Origin of the sequence: Pseudarthrobacter sp. AB1, from assembly GCF_014926485.1 — a bacterium.
In the GTDB taxonomy this organism is placed as follows: Bacteria; Actinomycetota; Actinomycetes; order Actinomycetales; family Micrococcaceae; genus Arthrobacter.
This window is the reverse complement of record NZ_PZKO01000039.1, coordinates 1-16,622: the sequence shown is the minus strand read 5'-3', so window position 1 is coordinate 16,622 and position 16,622 is coordinate 1. Positions and strand designations below refer to the sequence as shown.

The 16,622-nt window shown below is 63.4% G+C and carries 12 protein-coding genes and 1 pseudogene; 5 read left to right on the top strand and 8 right to left on the bottom strand.

Annotation, left to right across the window (positions count from 1 at the left end):
- The 5 genes and pseudogenes from DAD99_RS10795 to DAD99_RS10775 all read left to right on the top strand — a co-directional run.
- Positions 1 to 307: pseudogene (locus tag DAD99_RS10795) on the top strand (tyramine oxidase); the annotation flags it as partial.
- Between the two features lie 294 nt (positions 308 to 601).
- Positions 602 to 2,086, top strand: a complete 1,485-nt coding sequence (locus DAD99_RS10790; RefSeq protein ID WP_193341531.1) for an APC family permease — start codon at positions 602 to 604, stop codon at positions 2,084 to 2,086.
- A gap of 162 nt (positions 2,087 to 2,248) precedes the next feature.
- Positions 2,249 to 2,908, top strand: coding sequence for a DUF5134 domain-containing protein (locus tag DAD99_RS10785; protein WP_193341530.1), 660 nt, complete (start codon positions 2,249 to 2,251; stop codon positions 2,906 to 2,908).
- A 339-nt stretch (positions 2,909 to 3,247) separates the two neighbouring features.
- Positions 3,248 to 4,645, top strand: a complete 1,398-nt coding sequence (locus DAD99_RS10780; protein WP_227007919.1) for an APC family permease — start codon at positions 3,248 to 3,250, stop codon at positions 4,643 to 4,645.
- Positions 4,642 to 5,385, top strand: a complete 744-nt coding sequence (locus tag DAD99_RS10775; protein ID WP_193341529.1) for an IclR family transcriptional regulator — start codon at positions 4,642 to 4,644, stop codon at positions 5,383 to 5,385. The genes DAD99_RS10780 and DAD99_RS10775 overlap by 4 nt, the downstream gene beginning before the upstream one ends.
- A gap of 63 nt (positions 5,386 to 5,448) precedes the next feature.
- On the opposite strand, the gene DAD99_RS10770 is transcribed toward DAD99_RS10775, so the two are convergent.
- From DAD99_RS10770 to DAD99_RS10735, 8 genes are all read right to left on the bottom strand, one after another.
- On the bottom strand, positions 5,449 to 7,803 hold the full coding sequence (locus tag DAD99_RS10770; protein WP_193341532.1) for an FdhF/YdeP family oxidoreductase: 2,355 nt from the start codon (positions 7,801 to 7,803) through the stop codon (positions 5,449 to 5,451).
- 108 nt (positions 7,804 to 7,911) lie between these two features.
- Complete coding sequence (locus DAD99_RS10765; RefSeq protein ID WP_193341528.1) at positions 7,912 to 8,532, bottom strand: MBL fold metallo-hydrolase; 621 nt, start codon at positions 8,530 to 8,532, stop codon at positions 7,912 to 7,914.
- Positions 8,529 to 9,635 (bottom strand): S-(hydroxymethyl)mycothiol dehydrogenase, encoded by a 1,107-nt coding sequence (locus tag DAD99_RS10760; RefSeq protein WP_193341527.1) that lies wholly within the window; start codon positions 9,633 to 9,635, stop codon positions 8,529 to 8,531. The genes DAD99_RS10765 and DAD99_RS10760 overlap by 4 nt, the downstream gene beginning before the upstream one ends.
- Before the next feature lie 52 nt (positions 9,636 to 9,687).
- Positions 9,688 to 10,680 carry a glucose-6-phosphate dehydrogenase assembly protein OpcA gene (locus DAD99_RS10755; protein ID WP_227007918.1) on the bottom strand — a complete coding sequence of 331 codons (993 nt, stop codon included), beginning with the start codon at positions 10,678 to 10,680 and terminating at the stop codon, positions 9,688 to 9,690.
- Complete coding sequence (gene zwf, locus DAD99_RS10750) at positions 10,677 to 12,248, bottom strand: glucose-6-phosphate dehydrogenase (RefSeq protein ID WP_193341526.1); 1,572 nt, start codon at positions 12,246 to 12,248, stop codon at positions 10,677 to 10,679. The genes DAD99_RS10755 and zwf overlap by 4 nt, the downstream gene beginning before the upstream one ends.
- Positions 12,249 to 12,263: 15 nt before the next feature.
- Positions 12,264 to 13,898, bottom strand: a complete 1,635-nt coding sequence (locus DAD99_RS10745) for a glucose-6-phosphate isomerase (protein ID WP_193341525.1) — start codon at positions 13,896 to 13,898, stop codon at positions 12,264 to 12,266.
- Positions 13,899 to 13,904: 6 nt separating this feature from the next.
- On the bottom strand, positions 13,905 to 15,020 hold the full coding sequence (gene tal, locus DAD99_RS10740) for a transaldolase (RefSeq protein ID WP_193341524.1): 1,116 nt from the start codon (positions 15,018 to 15,020) through the stop codon (positions 13,905 to 13,907).
- Positions 15,021 to 15,044: 24 nt separating this feature from the next.
- Positions 15,045 to 16,622 (bottom strand): transketolase (locus DAD99_RS10735; protein WP_193341523.1); only part of this gene is annotated, 1,578 nt, incomplete at its 5' end.

Here is a 16,622-nt window from a genome sequence, read left to right as displayed (position 1 = left end):
CGCCTACAACCGCACCGAACGCTTCGCCGCCGGCGAATTCCCCAACCAAGCCACCGGCGCCGACGACGGCCTGCACATCTGGACCCAAGCAGACCGGAACATCGTGGACCAAGACCTCGTAGTCTGGTACACCTTCGGCATGCACCACGTCGTCCGCCTCGAAGACTGGCCCATCATGCCCCGCCAAAACATCGGCTTCATGCTCGAACCCCACGGATTCTTCGACCAAAACCCCACCCTCAACCTCCCCACCAACGAAAACCGAACCCAAACAACCAACACCGAAACATGCTGCACCAAGGATTAACAGTTCATACCTGAGGTTCCGGGAGCGCGCCTTCATTCGTCGGCGGCGCTCCCGGAACCTCACCGCTAGGTGCGTTCCTGTCCGCGGGATCATCCGGCCCAACAAGTGCCCGGATGGACCAACACAGCGAAGGCCGGCCCAGGCCGGCCTTAGGCATCAATAAATCAAGAGACTCCATTGGCCCTCCCACGTGCTGGACGTTCGCGCTTCGGGGTTCCTTCTCTTATTGGCCGGTCACCACCGGCATCCATGCAGCAGAGATCGCACGACGTTCAGTCCATCAAAGGAGATGTTATGAGTGAAAATCGTTTGGACGAAGCCGATGACCTGAAAAGGTCCATCAACTGGAAGCAAGGTATGGCTATAGCGCTGGGTGTTCCCATGCTGATTCTGCCCTCCTTGGGTTACCTTCCGATGTATGTATCAGCCGCGGCAATCCTCATCTGGGGAATATCAGTTCTGCAGGGTTTCATGCAGAACGCCGCGTATGCCGAAATGGCCACCACTTTTCCCAAGGCCTCCGGTCTGCCAGGTTTCGCCCAGCACGTATTTCGCACCGAAAACTACAAGGGCAAGTACGACAAGGGCAAGCTGATCGGCGGCTTCACCGCCTGGAGCTACTGGTTTGGCTGGAACCCAATCCTGGCGATCTTCGCCATCCTGGTGGGCGGATACCTGCACGGGCTCTTTCCGGCGCTGGGCGATATATTCACCGAGTATCAGCTCGCGCTAATCTCGGGTCTGGTAATTTTCGCCGGGTTGTTCGTGGTCAACTGGTTCGGCCTCAAGGATGGCGCCATCCTGGGTTACATCCTGGCGGCCGTATCCCTGATACCGCTGGTTATCCTGGCCGTGGCGCCTTTTGCTACCGGACACGTTGAGCTGACCAACATCACCGGTAGCTGGTGGCCGACTGACTGGGCCTGGGACATGCACCATATCCTGATTCTCTTTGGCATCTTTGGAATCGCACAATGGAGTGCCTGCGCCTGGGAAACAGCAGCCATCTACGGCCCCGAATACAAAAACCCGTCCAAGGATGTTCCCAAGGCGCTGCTTGCCTGCGGCATCATCTGCTTCCTCTTGTACGTACTGCTGCAAACTTCGGTGATCGGCGTGCTTGGGGTTGAAGGTGTACAGGCCGAGTCCGTATCGCCCCTGATCCCGGTGGCCCAGGCCGTCTTCGGCCAAGCTGGCACAATAATCACCATCATTATGCTGATCGCCGCCATGATCCTCATTATCCAGACGGCCTACCTGGGCTCCTCCCGCGCCATGCACTCCATGTCGGTGGAAGGTAACCTCCCCAAGGTTTTCGGCAAAACCAACCGCCAAGGGACCCCGTTTGTCGCCATGCTGGTCATCGGAGCGTTCAACCTGGTACTGATCTCGATGGGAAACGCCGCAGCAATTCTTGCGGCCTCGGCCATTGGTTACACCTGCGCCAACGGCATCAGCCTGTTCGCTTACGTCCGAGCCAAGAAACACCCCGCCTTTGCCGGCCTGGAACGACCCTTCAAAGCACCGAAGGGCTGGAAACACGTCGCCATGATCTTTGGCCTGTTCAATGTGCCTCTATGCCTGATCGGCGTGGTCTACCTGAACAGCCTGGAAATCGGCTGGACCTCAACCTGGGTCGGGTTCCTCGTACTGGCGCTCTTCCTCCCCATCTGGCTGTATACCCAACATGAATCACGACGCGCGAAAACCAAGGCAGCCGCTGCTCTCTCGTCAGACCACGAAGCCGCAGAACGGGAAAAGGTTCTGGATCTCAGGTAACGGAACTCGCACCTACGGCTTCACGTCAAACGGATCCCCCTGGCAACAATCCGACGCTGCGCATTCTCCATCGCGTTTTGTTGGGCGGTCTCCGGTGCTGCAGCAGCGGCACCGGGGGCCGAACCTTGACTAACCCCACCCCAGTAGTGAGAGGTGATCCCCATGTTCAATGTTCCGGCAGTTACCTTGACCCTCACGGCTGTTCTGCTGCTTAGCGGAAGCTATTACCTCCGGCAGGCCACGCGGTCCCACCATCTCACCGACCGGGTCAACAAAAGTCTCCATGCCCTCATGAACGTCCTGATGGCCGCCATGTTGTGGAACCTCATGCCATCGACCACGCTGGCTCAGATAGCAATACTCACCGGCGCAGCGCTGTGGTTTGTCATCCAGTCGGTCGCTCGGCCGGAATTCAAATTGCTCTGCGGAGGTAGCCAGGGCCGGGTGCAGTGCCTGTACCACGGCTTGACCATGGCCGGCGCCGCGCTCATGGTTGCCATGATGGGTCACCCGACCGCCGGCGATAAAACCGTCCCGGCCGGCGCCCTGTCAACGCCGCACGCCCACCACACGATGCCAGCCGCATCACAAAGCACGGCTGCAGCAACATTTGATCTCTCATCCACCCTGGCGATCGTCCTGACGGTACTGTTCGGAGCTGCGGCGGTGACTTTCCTAATCCGCCTCCTACTAACAAAATCCGCGTTAACAAAATCCGCGCTCCCCCACGCAAGTGCTCCGAAGCCCGCTCTCCGCACCGGACACCTACTCGAAGCCCTCGGCGCTGCCGTCATGGCCCTGATGTTCACCACCATGGCATAGGACGTGCTCGCTGCGATCAATGGAAACGAGATCCTTGCATTGTGCGGATATATAAAAAACCATGTCAAGGAATCCGTAAATGACGAACCCGTTATGGCTATTGAATTGGGAAATTCTCATTGCACTTAATGAGGCGAAAGCATTCGGAACTTCACAGACGTCCTCGGTGCCGGCTGGCAATGCTAATGTATTCCAGCACGGGCCGATGACTTGCGCTCCTCATAAGCAAGGCAGACCTGCCCTCGTAGGGAAAGTTGGTACGTAGTGTCTGCCCGCGGTGATCGCTTTATTTCTCCTCACTCTCCGGTGGAGGGCCTGAGGCGCCGGAAACTTTCCTTCTTGCCGGTCTTCGCGCAGTCAATAGCGAACATGGCGCCCGCGGGCGCCATGTCCGTCATTCCGGCTCTCATCTTCCCGGGCCTCGTCGTTGGATCCGCTGGACCGAACCTTGTGCTGACATTCAGCGCTGCCATGGCCATCATTGTCCTGGTAACCCTATGTCTGAGGCCGATGGCAAAGCGCATGGCTGCCGTCAGCGGGCTCTACAGTTACACTGCGAAAGGGCTCGGTCAACGGACGGCAATCACCGCCGGCTGGTCAGCCATATTCGGGTACGGACTCGTGGCCATGGCCAGTCTGCTGGCTGTTGGCACATATATCGTTGAGCTATTCGTCAATCTTGGCGTGCCCGTCACAGATCCTAAGATTTTCGCGGTGCTTGTCATTCTTGCCGCAGCAGGCGCCGCCTGTTTCCTTATGGTCAGGGGGATCCAGATATCCGCGTGGTCCACGCTGCTGATGGAAGCCATTTCAATTGGAATACTCACCGTCCTCATGGTCGTTTACTTCGCCTTCAACGCGCCACAGGTCAATCTCGGGAGTGTGTTTGCCTGGAACGGACATTTTGATTCGTTATCGATCGGAATCGTGGTGGCCGTCAGTGCCTTTGTCGGCTTCGAAAGCCCGACCACGCTCGGAGGGGAAGCGCAGAGACCCTTCGTCAGCGTGCCTCGGGCCATCACATGGACCCCCATCTTGGCGGGCGTGCTCTATCTCCTCGCCGTAACCGCCCAGGACGTAGCCCTCAAAGAAGCACCGTCGGACATAACAGGCAGCTCCACTCCGTTGTCTGACCTGTTCTCCCAGTCTTCCCCCTTGTTCGCCGCAGTCCTTGACCTGGGAATCGCCGCATCCTGGTTTGCCTGCGCCATCGCATCTGTGAACGCCCTTGCCAGGATATTTTTCTGTATGGGCCGGGAAGGCGTTGCCCCACGAGTTGTCGGCCGGACACATGCCGCCTTTCGGACGCCCTCGATGGCGATCCTGGTTGTAATGCCGGTTGTTGCCGTCGTTCCCGTCGCGGTCATCATCTCCGGAGCCAGCCCCGAGCAGGGCCTCGCGAACCTCTTCACCCTTGGCGCCTATGGATACCTGGGGTCTTATATCCTTGCCAGCGCGTCCCTGCCCTTCTTCCTGCGCCGGATCGGGGAGAACACCTTGGCCAGCTGGATACTCGGAGCAGTAACCTCCGTGGTCCTCGGTGCGGTTCTCTGGACGGCTGCGATGACATCGATTGGAACAGGTAACCCGCAGACGCTCATCTACGGCGGCGTCCTCCTCCTCAGCGTCATATACGCCGCGTTCCTTCACCGCCGGTTACCCGCGCGCCTGGCGTCAGTGGGCATCTACGACGAGACCCGGGAATCAGACCTGTTTCATAGTGGACCGCTGCCATGAGCTACAGGCCCACACACTCGGGTACCGGCTCAGCGTCAAACTCGCTCAGGATCCTGGAGATCGTGGCACGGTTCGGCACCGGCACCACGGCGAAAGAGATCACCGACGCCCTGCGAATGCCTCCGGCGACCGCCTACCGGATACTGAATGCGCTCGTCGGCGCCGAATATCTGGTCCGCACATCTGATCTGCGCGGATTTGCACTCGGACACGCAATCTCAGGCTTGGTTACGGCCGCGACCCCGCCAACCGTTCCTACCGCCGCCCGCACCGCAATGGAAGAGTTCCGGCGGGGAAACCGTTTCGCAGTGCACCTCATCATGTTCAGGAACGCTTCGGTAAGAATCGCCGACGAAGATCCTGATTATCCGCTCCACTCAGTATTCGAACTGCTCCGGTATCCGCACGCCTCCGCCGCAGGGAAGCTGATGCTCGCTGAACTCGGCGGTTCGGCCTCCCCGCTGCCGGGAGGCCAGTTAGTGAAGCTGACCGAGAACACCATCACAGACAGTGACCGGCTGGAAGAACAACTCGCGGAAATAAGGCTCAAAGACCAGGCCTCGGAAATCAACGAATTCGAATCAGGATCCGCCAGCCTGGCACTTCCAGTACGAATGCCCAATGGGTCGTTGGGCGCGGCGCTCTGCCTCACCGGCCCCGCAGAACGGTTCACCACAATCTACGCACATGCGGAGGCGGCCCGCGAACTGACTCTGCGACTGGCACCGCTTCTGTTCTGATTCGAACACTTGGAAGCAGCAGAACGCCCCGCCTCCTTTTGGAGACGGGGCCGTGCTGCCGGGTCAGCCGGCAGTGGCCGCCGTAAGCGAAGCGGACTCTTCGCCTGCTTCCGGCTTCGCCGCGTGCGGCACAAACCGGACGAACATGGCTTTGAAGCCGGGGGTGTTCGATTCCCTGGCGACATTTTCCTTGTGGACCAGGGCGTTGGCTTCGGGGAAGTACGCCGCGGCGCAGCCCTTCGCCGTCGGGTAGGCCACCAGGCGGAACTTGTCCGCCTGCCGGTCGTGGCCGCGGAAGGTGCTCACCACGTCCACCAAGTCCCGGTCCTTGAAACCGAGTTCGGCCAGGTCCTCAGGGTGGACCAGGATCACGCGCCGGCCGCCCGAAATGCCGCGGTAACGGTCATCCAGGCCATAGAACGTGGTGTTGTACTGGTCATGGCTGCGGATGGTCTGCAGTACCAGGTGGCCCTCCGGCGGGGTCAGGTATTCCAGCGGGCTGACCGTGAAGCGGCCGCGCCCGATGTCCGTCTTGAACGAGCGGGTGTCCCGTGGCGGGTTGGGCAGCACAAAGCCGTTTTTAGTCCGGACCCTGGCATTGAAGTCTTCGAAGCCGGGCAGGACGCGGGAGATATGGTCACGGACCACGTCATAGTCCTCGGCCATCGCCTTCCAGGCCACAAGGTGGTCCGGCCCGAAGGTGGCCTCTGCCATCCTCGCCACGATGACCGGTTCGGCGAGCAGGTGATCGGAGACCGGCACCAGCCTGCCCTGGGTGGAGTGGACCACGGACATGGAGTCCTCCACGGACAGGAACTGCGCGCCCTTTGGGTGCTTGTCATCCTTGTCGGTCCGGCCCAGCGTAGGCAGGATCAGGGACGTACGGCCGTGCACCACGTGGGAGCGGTTCGGCTTGGTGGAGATGTGCACCGTCAGGCCGATCCGCTGCATACCCGCTTCCAGGGTTTCGGTGTCCGAGCAGGCGAGCGAGAAGTTGCCGCCCATGGAGACAAAAACGTCCACCTCGTCACGCTCGAACGCCTCCATGGCTTCCACCGCATCGTGTCCGTGGTGCCGCGGAGACCGGATCCCGAACTCGGTGTCCAGTGCCTCGAGCAGCCATTCCTTCGGTTTCTCCCAGATGCCCATGGTCCGGTCGCCCTGGACGTTGGAGTGGCCGCGGACGGGGCAGGCGCCGGCGCCGGGCTTGCCGAAGTTGCCCTGCAGGAGCAGGACGTTGACCATTTCCTTGATGGTGTCAACCGAGTGCGGCTGCTGCGTGACACCGAGGGCCCAGCAGAAGATGGTGGCCTTGGACCGGACCAGCATCCCGGCCACGGTTTCGATCTGTTCCCGGGACAGGCCCGTCGCCTTCTCAGTTTCCGCCCAGTCCAGCTCGCCGCGGGCGTCGCGGTAGGCATCGAACCCGTCGGTCTGCGCGTCAATAAAGGAACGGTCGACGACGGTGCCCGGGTTCCGTTCCTCCTCCGCCAGGAGCAGGTGGCCCAGTGCCTGGAACAGTGCCAGGTCACCGCCCACCTTGATCTGAAGATACTCATCGGCCAGCGGCGTGCCGCCGCCCACCACACCCGAAACGGTCTGCGGATCCTTGAAGTTGAACAGCCCGGCCTCCGGCAGCGGGTTGACCGCCACCACCTTGCCGCCCTTGTCCTTACACTCCTTCAGCGCCGAGAGCATGCGGGGGTGGTTGGTGCCTGGGTTCTGCCCCACGACGAAGATCAGTTCGGAGTCGTGGATGTCCTCCAGGGACACGGTCCCCTTGCCGATGCCGATGGTCGGGTTCAGCGCCGAGCCCGAGGACTCGTGGCACATGTTGGAACAGTCCGGCAGGTTGTTCGTGCCGAGGGCCCGCGCGAACAACTGATACATAAACGCCGTCTCGTTCGCCGTGCGGCCGGACGTGTAGAAGACGCACCGGTCCGGCGTGGAGGCCCGGATGTGCTCGCCAATCAGGTCGAACGCTTCGGCCCAGGAGATCGGCGAATAGTGGGTCTGCCCTTCCCGGATCACCACCGGCTCGCTCAGCCGGCCCTGGTTACCGAGCCAGTACTCCGTTTTCCCGGACAGTTCGGCGATGGAGTGCTTGGCCCAGAACTCCGCCCCAACCGTCCGAAGGGTGTTCTCCTCGGCCACGGCCTTGGCACCGTTCTCGCAGAACTCGGCCGCCTTGCGCTTCGTGGCAGATTCCGGCCACGCGCAGCCCGGGCAGTCAAACCCGCCCTGCTGATTCAGCCGCAGCAGGGACTGCGCCGTTCGGGTCACGCCAGCCTGGGCCACGGCCCGCTCCAGTGCCACCATCACGGCTTTGACTCCGGCCGCTTCCGTTTTGGGTTTGTGGACTGCGAGGTTGTCCTCGTTGATGTCTGCGACGGGGGCTGGCTGCTTACCGAACTTCATTGTTCCAACTTCCATTGCGGCTCACGCCATTCATGTCCAAAACGCCCCGTTGAGGCGCGCCAGCTGTGCTGGCGCGCCTCAACGGGATTCTGCTGTTCAAGACCCTGCTTACTGGGAAACCTTAGCCAGCGTTTCCCGTTCAGCTCCGATCGTAGTGTTGTCGCCGTGGCCTGTGCGAACCACCGTCTCGGTCGGCAGCGTCAAAAGACGTTCCCTGATGGAGATCAGGATCGTGGGGTAGTCGCTGTATGAGCGTCCCGTCGCTCCCGGTCCACCGTTAAAGAGGGTGTCGCCGGTGAAGACGGTTCCCTCGCTTTCGAGGTAAAAGCAGGTGGAGCCCGGGGAATGGCCCGGGGTGTGGATGGCCAACAGCGCGGTGCCGCCCACCTCGAACACGTCACCGTCCCCGTGGTACCGGTCCGGTTCAGAATCAGGGTAGACCTGCTTCCAGAGGACCAGGTCGTCCGGATTCAGAACGATCGGGGCGCCGACAGCGTCCGCGACCTGCCGCGCGGCGCCAATGTGGTCATTGTGCGCGTGGGTCAGCAGGACGGCCAGGACTTTCCGGCCGCGGACCTGGTGGATGATCGCCTCGGCGTCATGCGGGCAGTCGATGATCACGCACTCATCCTCGTTGCCCACGATCCAGACGTTGTTGTCCACGTCCCAGGTGCCGCCGTCGAGCGTAAAAGTGCCCGAGGTGACCAGGTTTTCGATGGTGACTGTCATGAGAGCTCCTTCAGAGTCTGTACTTCAACAACCGAGCGCAGAATCTTGCCCTCGTGCATCCTGGCAAAGGCTTCCTCCACCTGGTCGATGGTGATCCGTTCGGTGACGAAGGCATCCAGGTCAAGGTTGCCCTGCTTGTAGTGCGCCACGAGCATCGGGAAATCGCGGGAAGGCAGGCAGTCCCCGTACCAGGAGGACTTCAGCGACCCTCCCCGCCCAAAGACGTCCAGCAGCGGCAGTTCAAGCAACATGCCCGGCGTCGGGACACCCACCAGCACCACGCGGCCGGCGAGATCGCGGGCGTAAAACGCCTGCTTGTACGTTTCAGGACGTCCGACGGCGTCAATCACCACGTCCGCTCCGTTGCCTCCTGTAAGGAACCGGATGGCCTCGATGGGGTCTTCCTCGCCGGAATTCACCCCGTGGGTGGCTCCAAGGGACTTAGCCATTTCCACCTTGTTGGCGTCGATGTCCACCGCAATGATCGTGGTGGCACCTGCGAGCCTTGCGCCGGCGATCGCGGCGATGCCCACGCCGCCGCAGCCGATCACGGCTACGGATTCGCCGCGCTTGACCTCGCCCGTGTTAATGGCGGCACCGATGCCGGCCATCACACCGCAGCCGAGCAGCCCGACGGCGGCAGGATCGACGTCGTCGTCAATCTTTGTGCACTGCCCGGCAGCAACCAGCGTCTTTTCCGCGAAGGCGCCAATGCCCAGCGCGGGAGAGAGTTCCGTACCGTCCTCCAGCGTCATCTTCTGCGTGGCATTGTGCGTGTTGAAGCAGTACTGCGGCTGGCCCTTGGCACATGCCCTGCACTCACCGCAGACAGCACGCCAGTTCAGGATCACTCGGTCGCCGGGGGCCACCTCGGTGACGCCTGGACCGACGGCGCTGACCACACCGGTGGCCTCGTGGCCCAACAGGTAGGGGAACTCATCGCCGATGCCGCCTTGCTTGTAATGCAGGTCGGTGTGGCAGACCCCGCAGGTGAGAATGTCCACCAGGGCCTCCCCCGGCCCCGGATCCGGGACCAGGATAGTCTCCACCGAAACCGGGGCATTCTTCTCCCTGGCGATGACCGCTTTGACTTTGTGAACCATTACTTTGTGTTCCTTTTCTGGATCCGGGTGGATCCGGTGAGTCGGGGTCCCTTTATACGGCGATCAGTGACACGCGGTCCCGGTTACGTTCTGGCTCCCCGCTGCAGGTGAATGTCACGCTGCTGGCTTGATGCACTCTGGAACTACCAAGACTGCGAACCGTTTCGCCGAATACTTCGTCGGGGTCGAGGCGGCGGAGTTCTTCGGCGAGGCAGTCTTTGAGGCTGCGGCGTGGCAGGGAGATGCGTTGCGCGGGCTGGCCGGGCTGGGTGAGTTCCGCGACGGAGAGTCCGGGGCGGAAGAGCTGCACGTCGCCGGTGGGGCGGGTGAGTCTTACCCGGCGGATGCCGGTCCCGGCGGGGTCCGCGACGATCGTCACGGGCGCGTCCAGGGCCAGGGTCAGCCAGGCCGCGAGCAGGATCGTGGACGGGGAGTCGGACGCGCCTTCGACGGCCACGGCGGTGACGGGTGAGGAGTCCACCTGGTCCAGGACCGCCGCGAGCTGGATCCGCCAGTTCGTCAGCCGGGTCCAGGCGAGGTCGGTGTCCCCGGCCTTATAGGTGGCCCGGATGTTNTCCAGCGCCAGTTGAGGGTCTGTTTCGTTCGCGGAGTCNGTGATCCGGCGGTGCGCGATCCGGCCCACGGAGGTTTCGCAGGCGTTCGCCGGTGCCCCGTGCGGCCACCAGGCCACGATCGGGGCGTCAGGCAGCAGCAGGGCNGCGACGAGGGATTCACTTTCATGCGCGAGTTCGCCGTAGCCGCGGAGCACGATGACCTCCGAGGCGCCGGCGTCACCACCGACCCGGATCTGCGCGTCGAGCCGGTTGGGAGCCTCAGAGCCGGCGTCAGCGAGGACGATGATCCGGCAGGGGTGTTCACGGCTGGCCTCGTTCGCGGCCTCGATCGCTTCTTCCTCGAGCCCGGACCGGGTCACGACCACCAGGGTCAGGACCCGGCCCAGGGCGATCACACCGCCCTGCTCGCGCAAGGAGGTGATCTTCTTGGAAATCTTCGAGGTGGTGGTGTCCGGCAAATCTACAATCATGGCCTTCTCCAGGTTCGTCCGTCGCGGGCAAGGAGCTCGTCCGCCGAGGCAGGGCCCCAGGACCCCGGGGCGTAGGGCTCGGGCTGTTCAGTGAGCCCGGCCCAGTAGTCTTCAAAAGGATCCAGGATCTTCCAGGACAGCTCCACCTCCGCGTGCCGCGGGAACAACGGCGGCTCGCCCAGGAGCACATCGAGGATCAGCCGCTCATACGCTTCCGGAGACGATTCGGTGAAGGAATGCCCGTAGCCGAAGTCCATGGTCACGTCCCGGACTTCCATCTGCGTGCCCGGGACCTTGGACCCGAACCGGATCGTCGCACCCTCATCGGGCTGGACCCGGATCACCACGGCGTTCTGGCCGAAGTCATCCTCGCCATGGTCACGGAAGAGCAGGTTCGGGGCGCGTTTGAACACCACCGCGATCTCGGTCACCCGCCTCCCCAAACGCTTACCAGCCCGCAAATAGAACGGCACACCGGCCCAGCGGCGGGTATGGATATCCACCCGGATCGCNGCGAACGTCTCCGTCTTCGAATCCGCCGGGATACCCTCCTCCTCCAGATAACCCTGGACCTGTTCCCCGCCCTGCCAGCCACCGGCGAACTGCCCGCGCGCCGAATGCGTCGACAAATCCTCCGGGAGTTTCACCGCGGCAAGGACCTTTTCCTTCTCCGCCCGCAAATCGTCCGCGTTAAAGGAAATCGGCTCCTCCATCGCCGTCAACGCCAGCAACTGCAGCAGATGGTTCTGGATCACGTCCCGGGCCGCACCCACACCGTCGTAATACCCGGCCCGGCCGCCCGTGCCGATATCCTCAGCCATCGTGATCTGGACATGGTCCACATAATTCGCGTTCCACAACGGCTCAAACAACTGGTTCGCGAACCGCAACGCCAGAATGTTCTGGACCGTTTCCTTACCCAGGTAATGATCGATCCGGAACACCGCATCCGGCGGGAACACCGACTCCACAATCTCATTGAGCGCCCGGGCAGAGCCCAGATCATGCCCGAACGGCTTCTCGATCACCACCCGCCGCCACTTATCCCCCTCAGCCTGCGCAAGGCCGTGCTTGGACAGCTGCCGGCAGACCTGCTCAAACGCCTTCGGCGGAATCGAAAGGTAGAACGCGTGATTACCCCGCGTCCCGCGGACCTCATCAAGGGCCGCGACAGTCTCCCCCAACCGCTCAAACGAATCATCGTCGTCGAACTCACCCCGAACAAAACGGATACCCTCAGCGAGCTGGTTCCACACCGCCTCATCAAACGGCGTCCGCGAATACGCCTGCACCGACGCCTTCACCTCCGCAGCGAACTCCGCATCCGACCACGGACGCCGGCCGAAACCCACCAACGCGAAACTCGGCGGCAACAACCCCCGGTTCGCCAGGTCATACACAGCCGGCATGAGCTTCTTACGCGCAAGATCACCCGTCACCCCGAAGAGCACCAACGAGGACGGACCGGCAATCCGATTCAGGCGACGATCACGCGGATCCCGCAACGGGTTACGGCCAGTTCGTCCGGAACGCGTCGCGGAATTCCTGCCGTTTTCAGTTTCTGGCATGTTTGCTGTTGAGCCTTAGTTTTCGGTGACGGAAGCTGATCGGGTGGCAACTGCTGCGATGATCTCCTGCAGCTGTGCAACTCCGGCGGCGCGGTCGGTCAGGTGCAGTCGAAGGACGGGGCGGCCATGGCCGGCCAGGACCTGGGCATCGCCCGCGGCCTGGGCGGAAATCAGTTCCCCAAACGTGAACGGACGGTCCGGGATGGCCAGGTCCTCGGTGGGAGCGGCCGTGACCTGGAGAAAGACTCCGATGGCGGGTCCGCCCTTGTGGAACTGCCCGGTGGAGTGCAGGAACCGTGGGCCCCAGCCAAACGTGACGGGACGGCCGCTGACGCCGGCAAGCGGGTCGCGGATGTCTTCCAGCTCTGCGAAGGCCAGCCGGTCAAAGTAGGCATGGACGCTGAGGTAGCTGTCGTCGTCGAGCGTTCCCAGGAGGGCGCCGACGGCTTCCTCCGCGGTGGCTGCCCCACGGAGCCAGTCTCCGCCGCGGACCTCGATGGCGCCGTCCACGAAGGCGGCTGGGGTCGGTTCGGGCTGGGCGTCCAGCAGGCCGCGGGCGGCAACCTTGGCCGCCTCCACGTCCGGCTGGTCATACGGGTTAATGCCCAGGAGGCGTCCGGCCACCGCAGTGGCGAACTCCCACACCATCATCTGGGTGGCCAGGCCGCCCGCGATGGCTACCTCGTTGTCACCGAGTTCGACGTCGGCATCCGCGGCTACCAGCCGCACCACCAGCACGTCCGCGGCGCCGGAGGTGACCTCCGGCGACGTGGGTCCGGCAACCACCGGCAGGACGCCGGTGCCGAGCTTGCCGGTGGATTCGGCGATGAGCTGTTCGGCCCAGTCCGCGAAGCCCACAATGCCTGAGCCGTCCTCGGCGATGACAATCTTGTTGCGCAGCGGATTGGTTCCGCCCAGGGCCGCTCCGAGGGCCAGACCGATGTTCTCGGCGGCGTCCTCGTTCAGGATCTCAGCGGCTTCCTCAGCCTCATCCAGGAAAGCCTGGATATCCACACCGGCCAGGCCCGAGGGGACCAGCCCGAATGCGGTGAGGGCCGAGTAGCGGCCCCCCACGTTCGGATCGGCGTTGAAGACGGCGCGGTAGCCGGCCTCACGCGATGCCTTATCCAGCGGGGAACCGGGATCGGTGACGATGATGATCCGGCTCTTCGCATCGATGCCGGCTTCGGTGAAGGCGTGCTCGAAGATCCGGCGCTGGGAGTCGGTCTCCAGGGTTGAGCCGGACTTGGACGAAACCACAATCGCGGTTTCGGCCAGCCGGTCTGCGAGGGCAGCACGGACCTGGTCGGGGTCGGTGCTGTCCAGCACTGTCAGCTCGACGCCAGCGGTGCCGGCGATGACCTCGGGAGCCAGCGAAGATCCGCCCATGCCGCAAAGCACGATGCGGCTCACGCCGTCAGCGTTGAGGGCATCACGGAGTTCGAGGATGCCGGCCACAAGGGCCTGTGAGACGGTGGCCGCCTCCACCCAACCGAGGCGGACAGCGGACTCGGCTTCGGCGTCCGGACCCCACAGGGTATGGTCCTTGGCGAAGATCCGGGTGGCAATGCGGTCCGCGACGAGGGCGGGCAGGTGCTGCTCGAGTGCCTGCTGCGCGGCACCAGTGGCGTCGTAGCTCAGAGTGCTCATAGTGGGTCAGGAAGCCTTCCGTGCAGCGGCGAGGGCACCTTCGACGTCGCCCAGGAGTTCCTTCCAACTGGCCACGAACTTGTCCAGGCCTTCGGATTCGAGGAGCGCAACGACCTCGTTGTAGGAGATGCCCAGTGCGTCCAGCGCGTCGAGCGTGGCGTTGGACTCGGCATAGGCGCCGGTGATGGTGTCACCGGTGACGATGCCGTGGTCGAACGTGGCGTCCAGGGTCTTCTCCGGCATCGTGTTCACAACGCCGGGGGCAGCCAGTTCGGTCACGTACAGGGTGTCGGGGTAGGCCGGGTCCTTGACGCCGGTGGACGCCCACAGCGGACGCTGGGGGAGGGCGCCTGCTTCAGCCAGCAGTGCCCAGCGCTCGGTGGCGAAGAGCTGCTCGTAGACCTGGTAGGCCAGGCGGGCGTTGGCCACGCCGGCCTTGCCCTTGAGGGCCTTGGCCTCGTCGGTGCCGATGACGTCAAGGCGCTTGTCGATTTCGGAGTCCACGCGGGACACGAAGAACGACGCGACCGAGTGGATCTTGCACAGGTCGTGGCCGTTGTCCTTGGCCTGCTCCAGGCCGGACTGGAAGGCATTGATGACCGCGCGGTAGCGCTCGAGCGAGAAGATCAGGGTCACGTTGACGCTGATGCCCTCGGCCAGCGTCGCGGTGATCGCTTCGAGGCCTTCAAGGGTTGCCGGGATCTTGATGTGGACGTTGTCCTTGTTGACCTTCTTGTACAGGTGCTTGGCTTCGGCAATGGTGCCGGCCGTGTCCCAGGCCAGGCGCGGGTCAACTTCGATGGACACGCGGCCATCAACACCCTTGGTGGCTGCTGCCACCGGTGCGAACAGGTCGCAGGCGTCGGCGACGTCGGTGGTGGTGATTTCGAAGATCGTCTCCTCGACGCTGGCGCCGGCCACTGCCTGCGCCGCGATGATGGCGTCGTAGTCCGTGCCGGCCGTGATGGCGGCGTGGAAGATGGACGGGTTGGTGGTCACACCAACAACGTTCTTCTCTTCAATCAGCTTCTGCAGCGTGCCGGTCTCAAGGCGGCTGCGGGAAAGGTCATCGAGCCAGATGGATACTCCGGCGTCGGAGAGCTGCTGTGTAGGGGTAGTCATTTTTTGTATCTCCTAAAATCGGGTTCAGGCCTGCAGGCCAGCGAGGGAGTCCTTGGCAGCGGCGGCGACAGCCACCGCGGTGATGCCGAACTCCTGGAAAAGGCGCTTGTAGTCGGCGGAAGCGCCATAGTGCTCGAGCGAGATGGAACGTCCGGCGTCGCCGACGAATTCCCTCCAGCCCAGGGCCAGCCCGGCCTCGACGGAGACCCGGGCCTTGACGGCAGCGGGGAGCACGGACTCGCGGTAAGCGGCGTCCTGCTTGTTGAACCACTCCACGCACGGCATGGAGACAACGCGGGCAGCGATGCCTTCAGCCTGGAGGGCTTCGCGGGCCTGGACGGCCAGCTGGACCTCGGAGCCGGTGCCGATCAGGATCACGTCGGCGGGGACGGTGGCGCCGTCCTTGGAAGCCTCAGCCAGGACGTAGCCGCCCTTGGCCACACCGGAAACGGAACCGAACGTGTCGCCGTCGGCTTCGCTTTCACCACGGGCATAGGTGGGGATGTTCTGGCGGGTCAGGACGATGCCGGCAGGGTTCTCGTGGTTCTCCAGCATGGTCTTCCATGCCACCGCGACCTCGTTGGCATCGCCGGGGCGGACCACGTCCAGGCCCACGATGGCGCGCAGCGTGGCGAGCTGCTCCACCGGCTGGTGGGTGGGGCCGTCTTCGCCCAGGCCGATGGAGTCGTGCGTCCAGACGTACAGGGACGGAACACCCATCAGGGCGCCGAGCCGGATGGCGGGCCGCTGGTAGTCGCTGAAGATCAGGAACGTGCCGGAGAACGCGCGGGTCCGGCCGTGCAGGGCAATGCCGTTCACGATCGATGCCGCGGCGTGCTCACGGATACCGAAGTGCAGGACCCGGCCGTAGGGGTTGCCGGACCAGGTATCGGTCTGCTTGGAGGCGGGCACGAACGACGGCGAGCCTTCGATGGTGGTGTTGTTGGACTCGGCGAGGTCGGCGGAGCCGCCCCAGAGTTCCGGCATGACCGGTCCGAGTGCGTTCAGGACCTTGCCGGAAGCGGCGCGGGTGGAGACGTCCTTGCCGGCCGGGAAGACCGGAAGCGCGGCGTCCAGGCCGTCGGGCAGTTCGCGGGCCTCGATGCGCTGCAGGAGTGCAGAGCCTTCGGGGTTGGCGGCCTGCCAGGCGTTGAAGGTCTCTTCCCATTCCTTCTTGGCAGCGGCGCCGCGGTCCACGACGGAGCGTGCGTGGGCCAGGACTTCCTGGTCAACCTCGAAGGACTTGGCGGGATCGAAGCCCAGCACGGACTTCAGGCCTGCGACTTCCTCTGCACCCAGTGCGGAACCGTGGATCTTGCCGGTGTTCTGCTTCTTGGGTGCCGGGTAGCCGATGATGGTGCGCAGCGAGATGATGGACGGCTTGGACGTCTCGGCCTTTGCGTCCAGCAGTGCAGAGTACAGCTCCTGGACGTCTTCGACGTACTCGCCCGTCTCGGTCCAGTCCACGCGCTGGGTGTGCCAGCCGTACGCCTCGTAGCGCTTGAGGACATCCTCGGTAAAGGAGATGTCAGTGTCGTCCTCGATGGAGATATGGTTCTCGTCGTAGATCACCACGAGGTTGCCCAGTTCCTGGTGCCCGGC

Bases quoted from the DNA above. Each gene is read 5' to 3' on its own strand.
- DAD99_RS10745 (WP_193341525.1), bottom strand. From the start codon at position 13,898: ATGAGCACTCTGAGCTACGACGCCACTGGTGCCGCGCAGCAGGCACTC.
- DAD99_RS10760 (WP_193341527.1), bottom strand. From the start codon at position 9,635: ATGGTTCACAAAGTCAAAGCGGTCATCGCCAGGGAGAAGAATGCCCCG.
- DAD99_RS10765 (WP_193341528.1), bottom strand. From the start codon at position 8,532: ATGACAGTCACCATCGAAAACCTGGTCACCTCGGGCACTTTTACGCTC.
- DAD99_RS10790 (WP_193341531.1), top strand. From the start codon at position 602: ATGAGTGAAAATCGTTTGGACGAAGCCGATGACCTGAAAAGGTCCATC.
- DAD99_RS10785 (WP_193341530.1), top strand. From the start codon at position 2,249: ATGTTCAATGTTCCGGCAGTTACCTTGACCCTCACGGCTGTTCTGCTG.
- DAD99_RS10775 (WP_193341529.1), top strand. From the start codon at position 4,642: ATGAGCTACAGGCCCACACACTCGGGTACCGGCTCAGCGTCAAACTCG.
- DAD99_RS10770 (WP_193341532.1), bottom strand. From the start codon at position 7,803: ATGAAGTTCGGTAAGCAGCCAGCCCCCGTCGCAGACATCAACGAGGAC.
- tal (WP_193341524.1), bottom strand. From the start codon at position 15,020: ATGACTACCCCTACACAGCAGCTCTCCGACGCCGGAGTATCCATCTGG.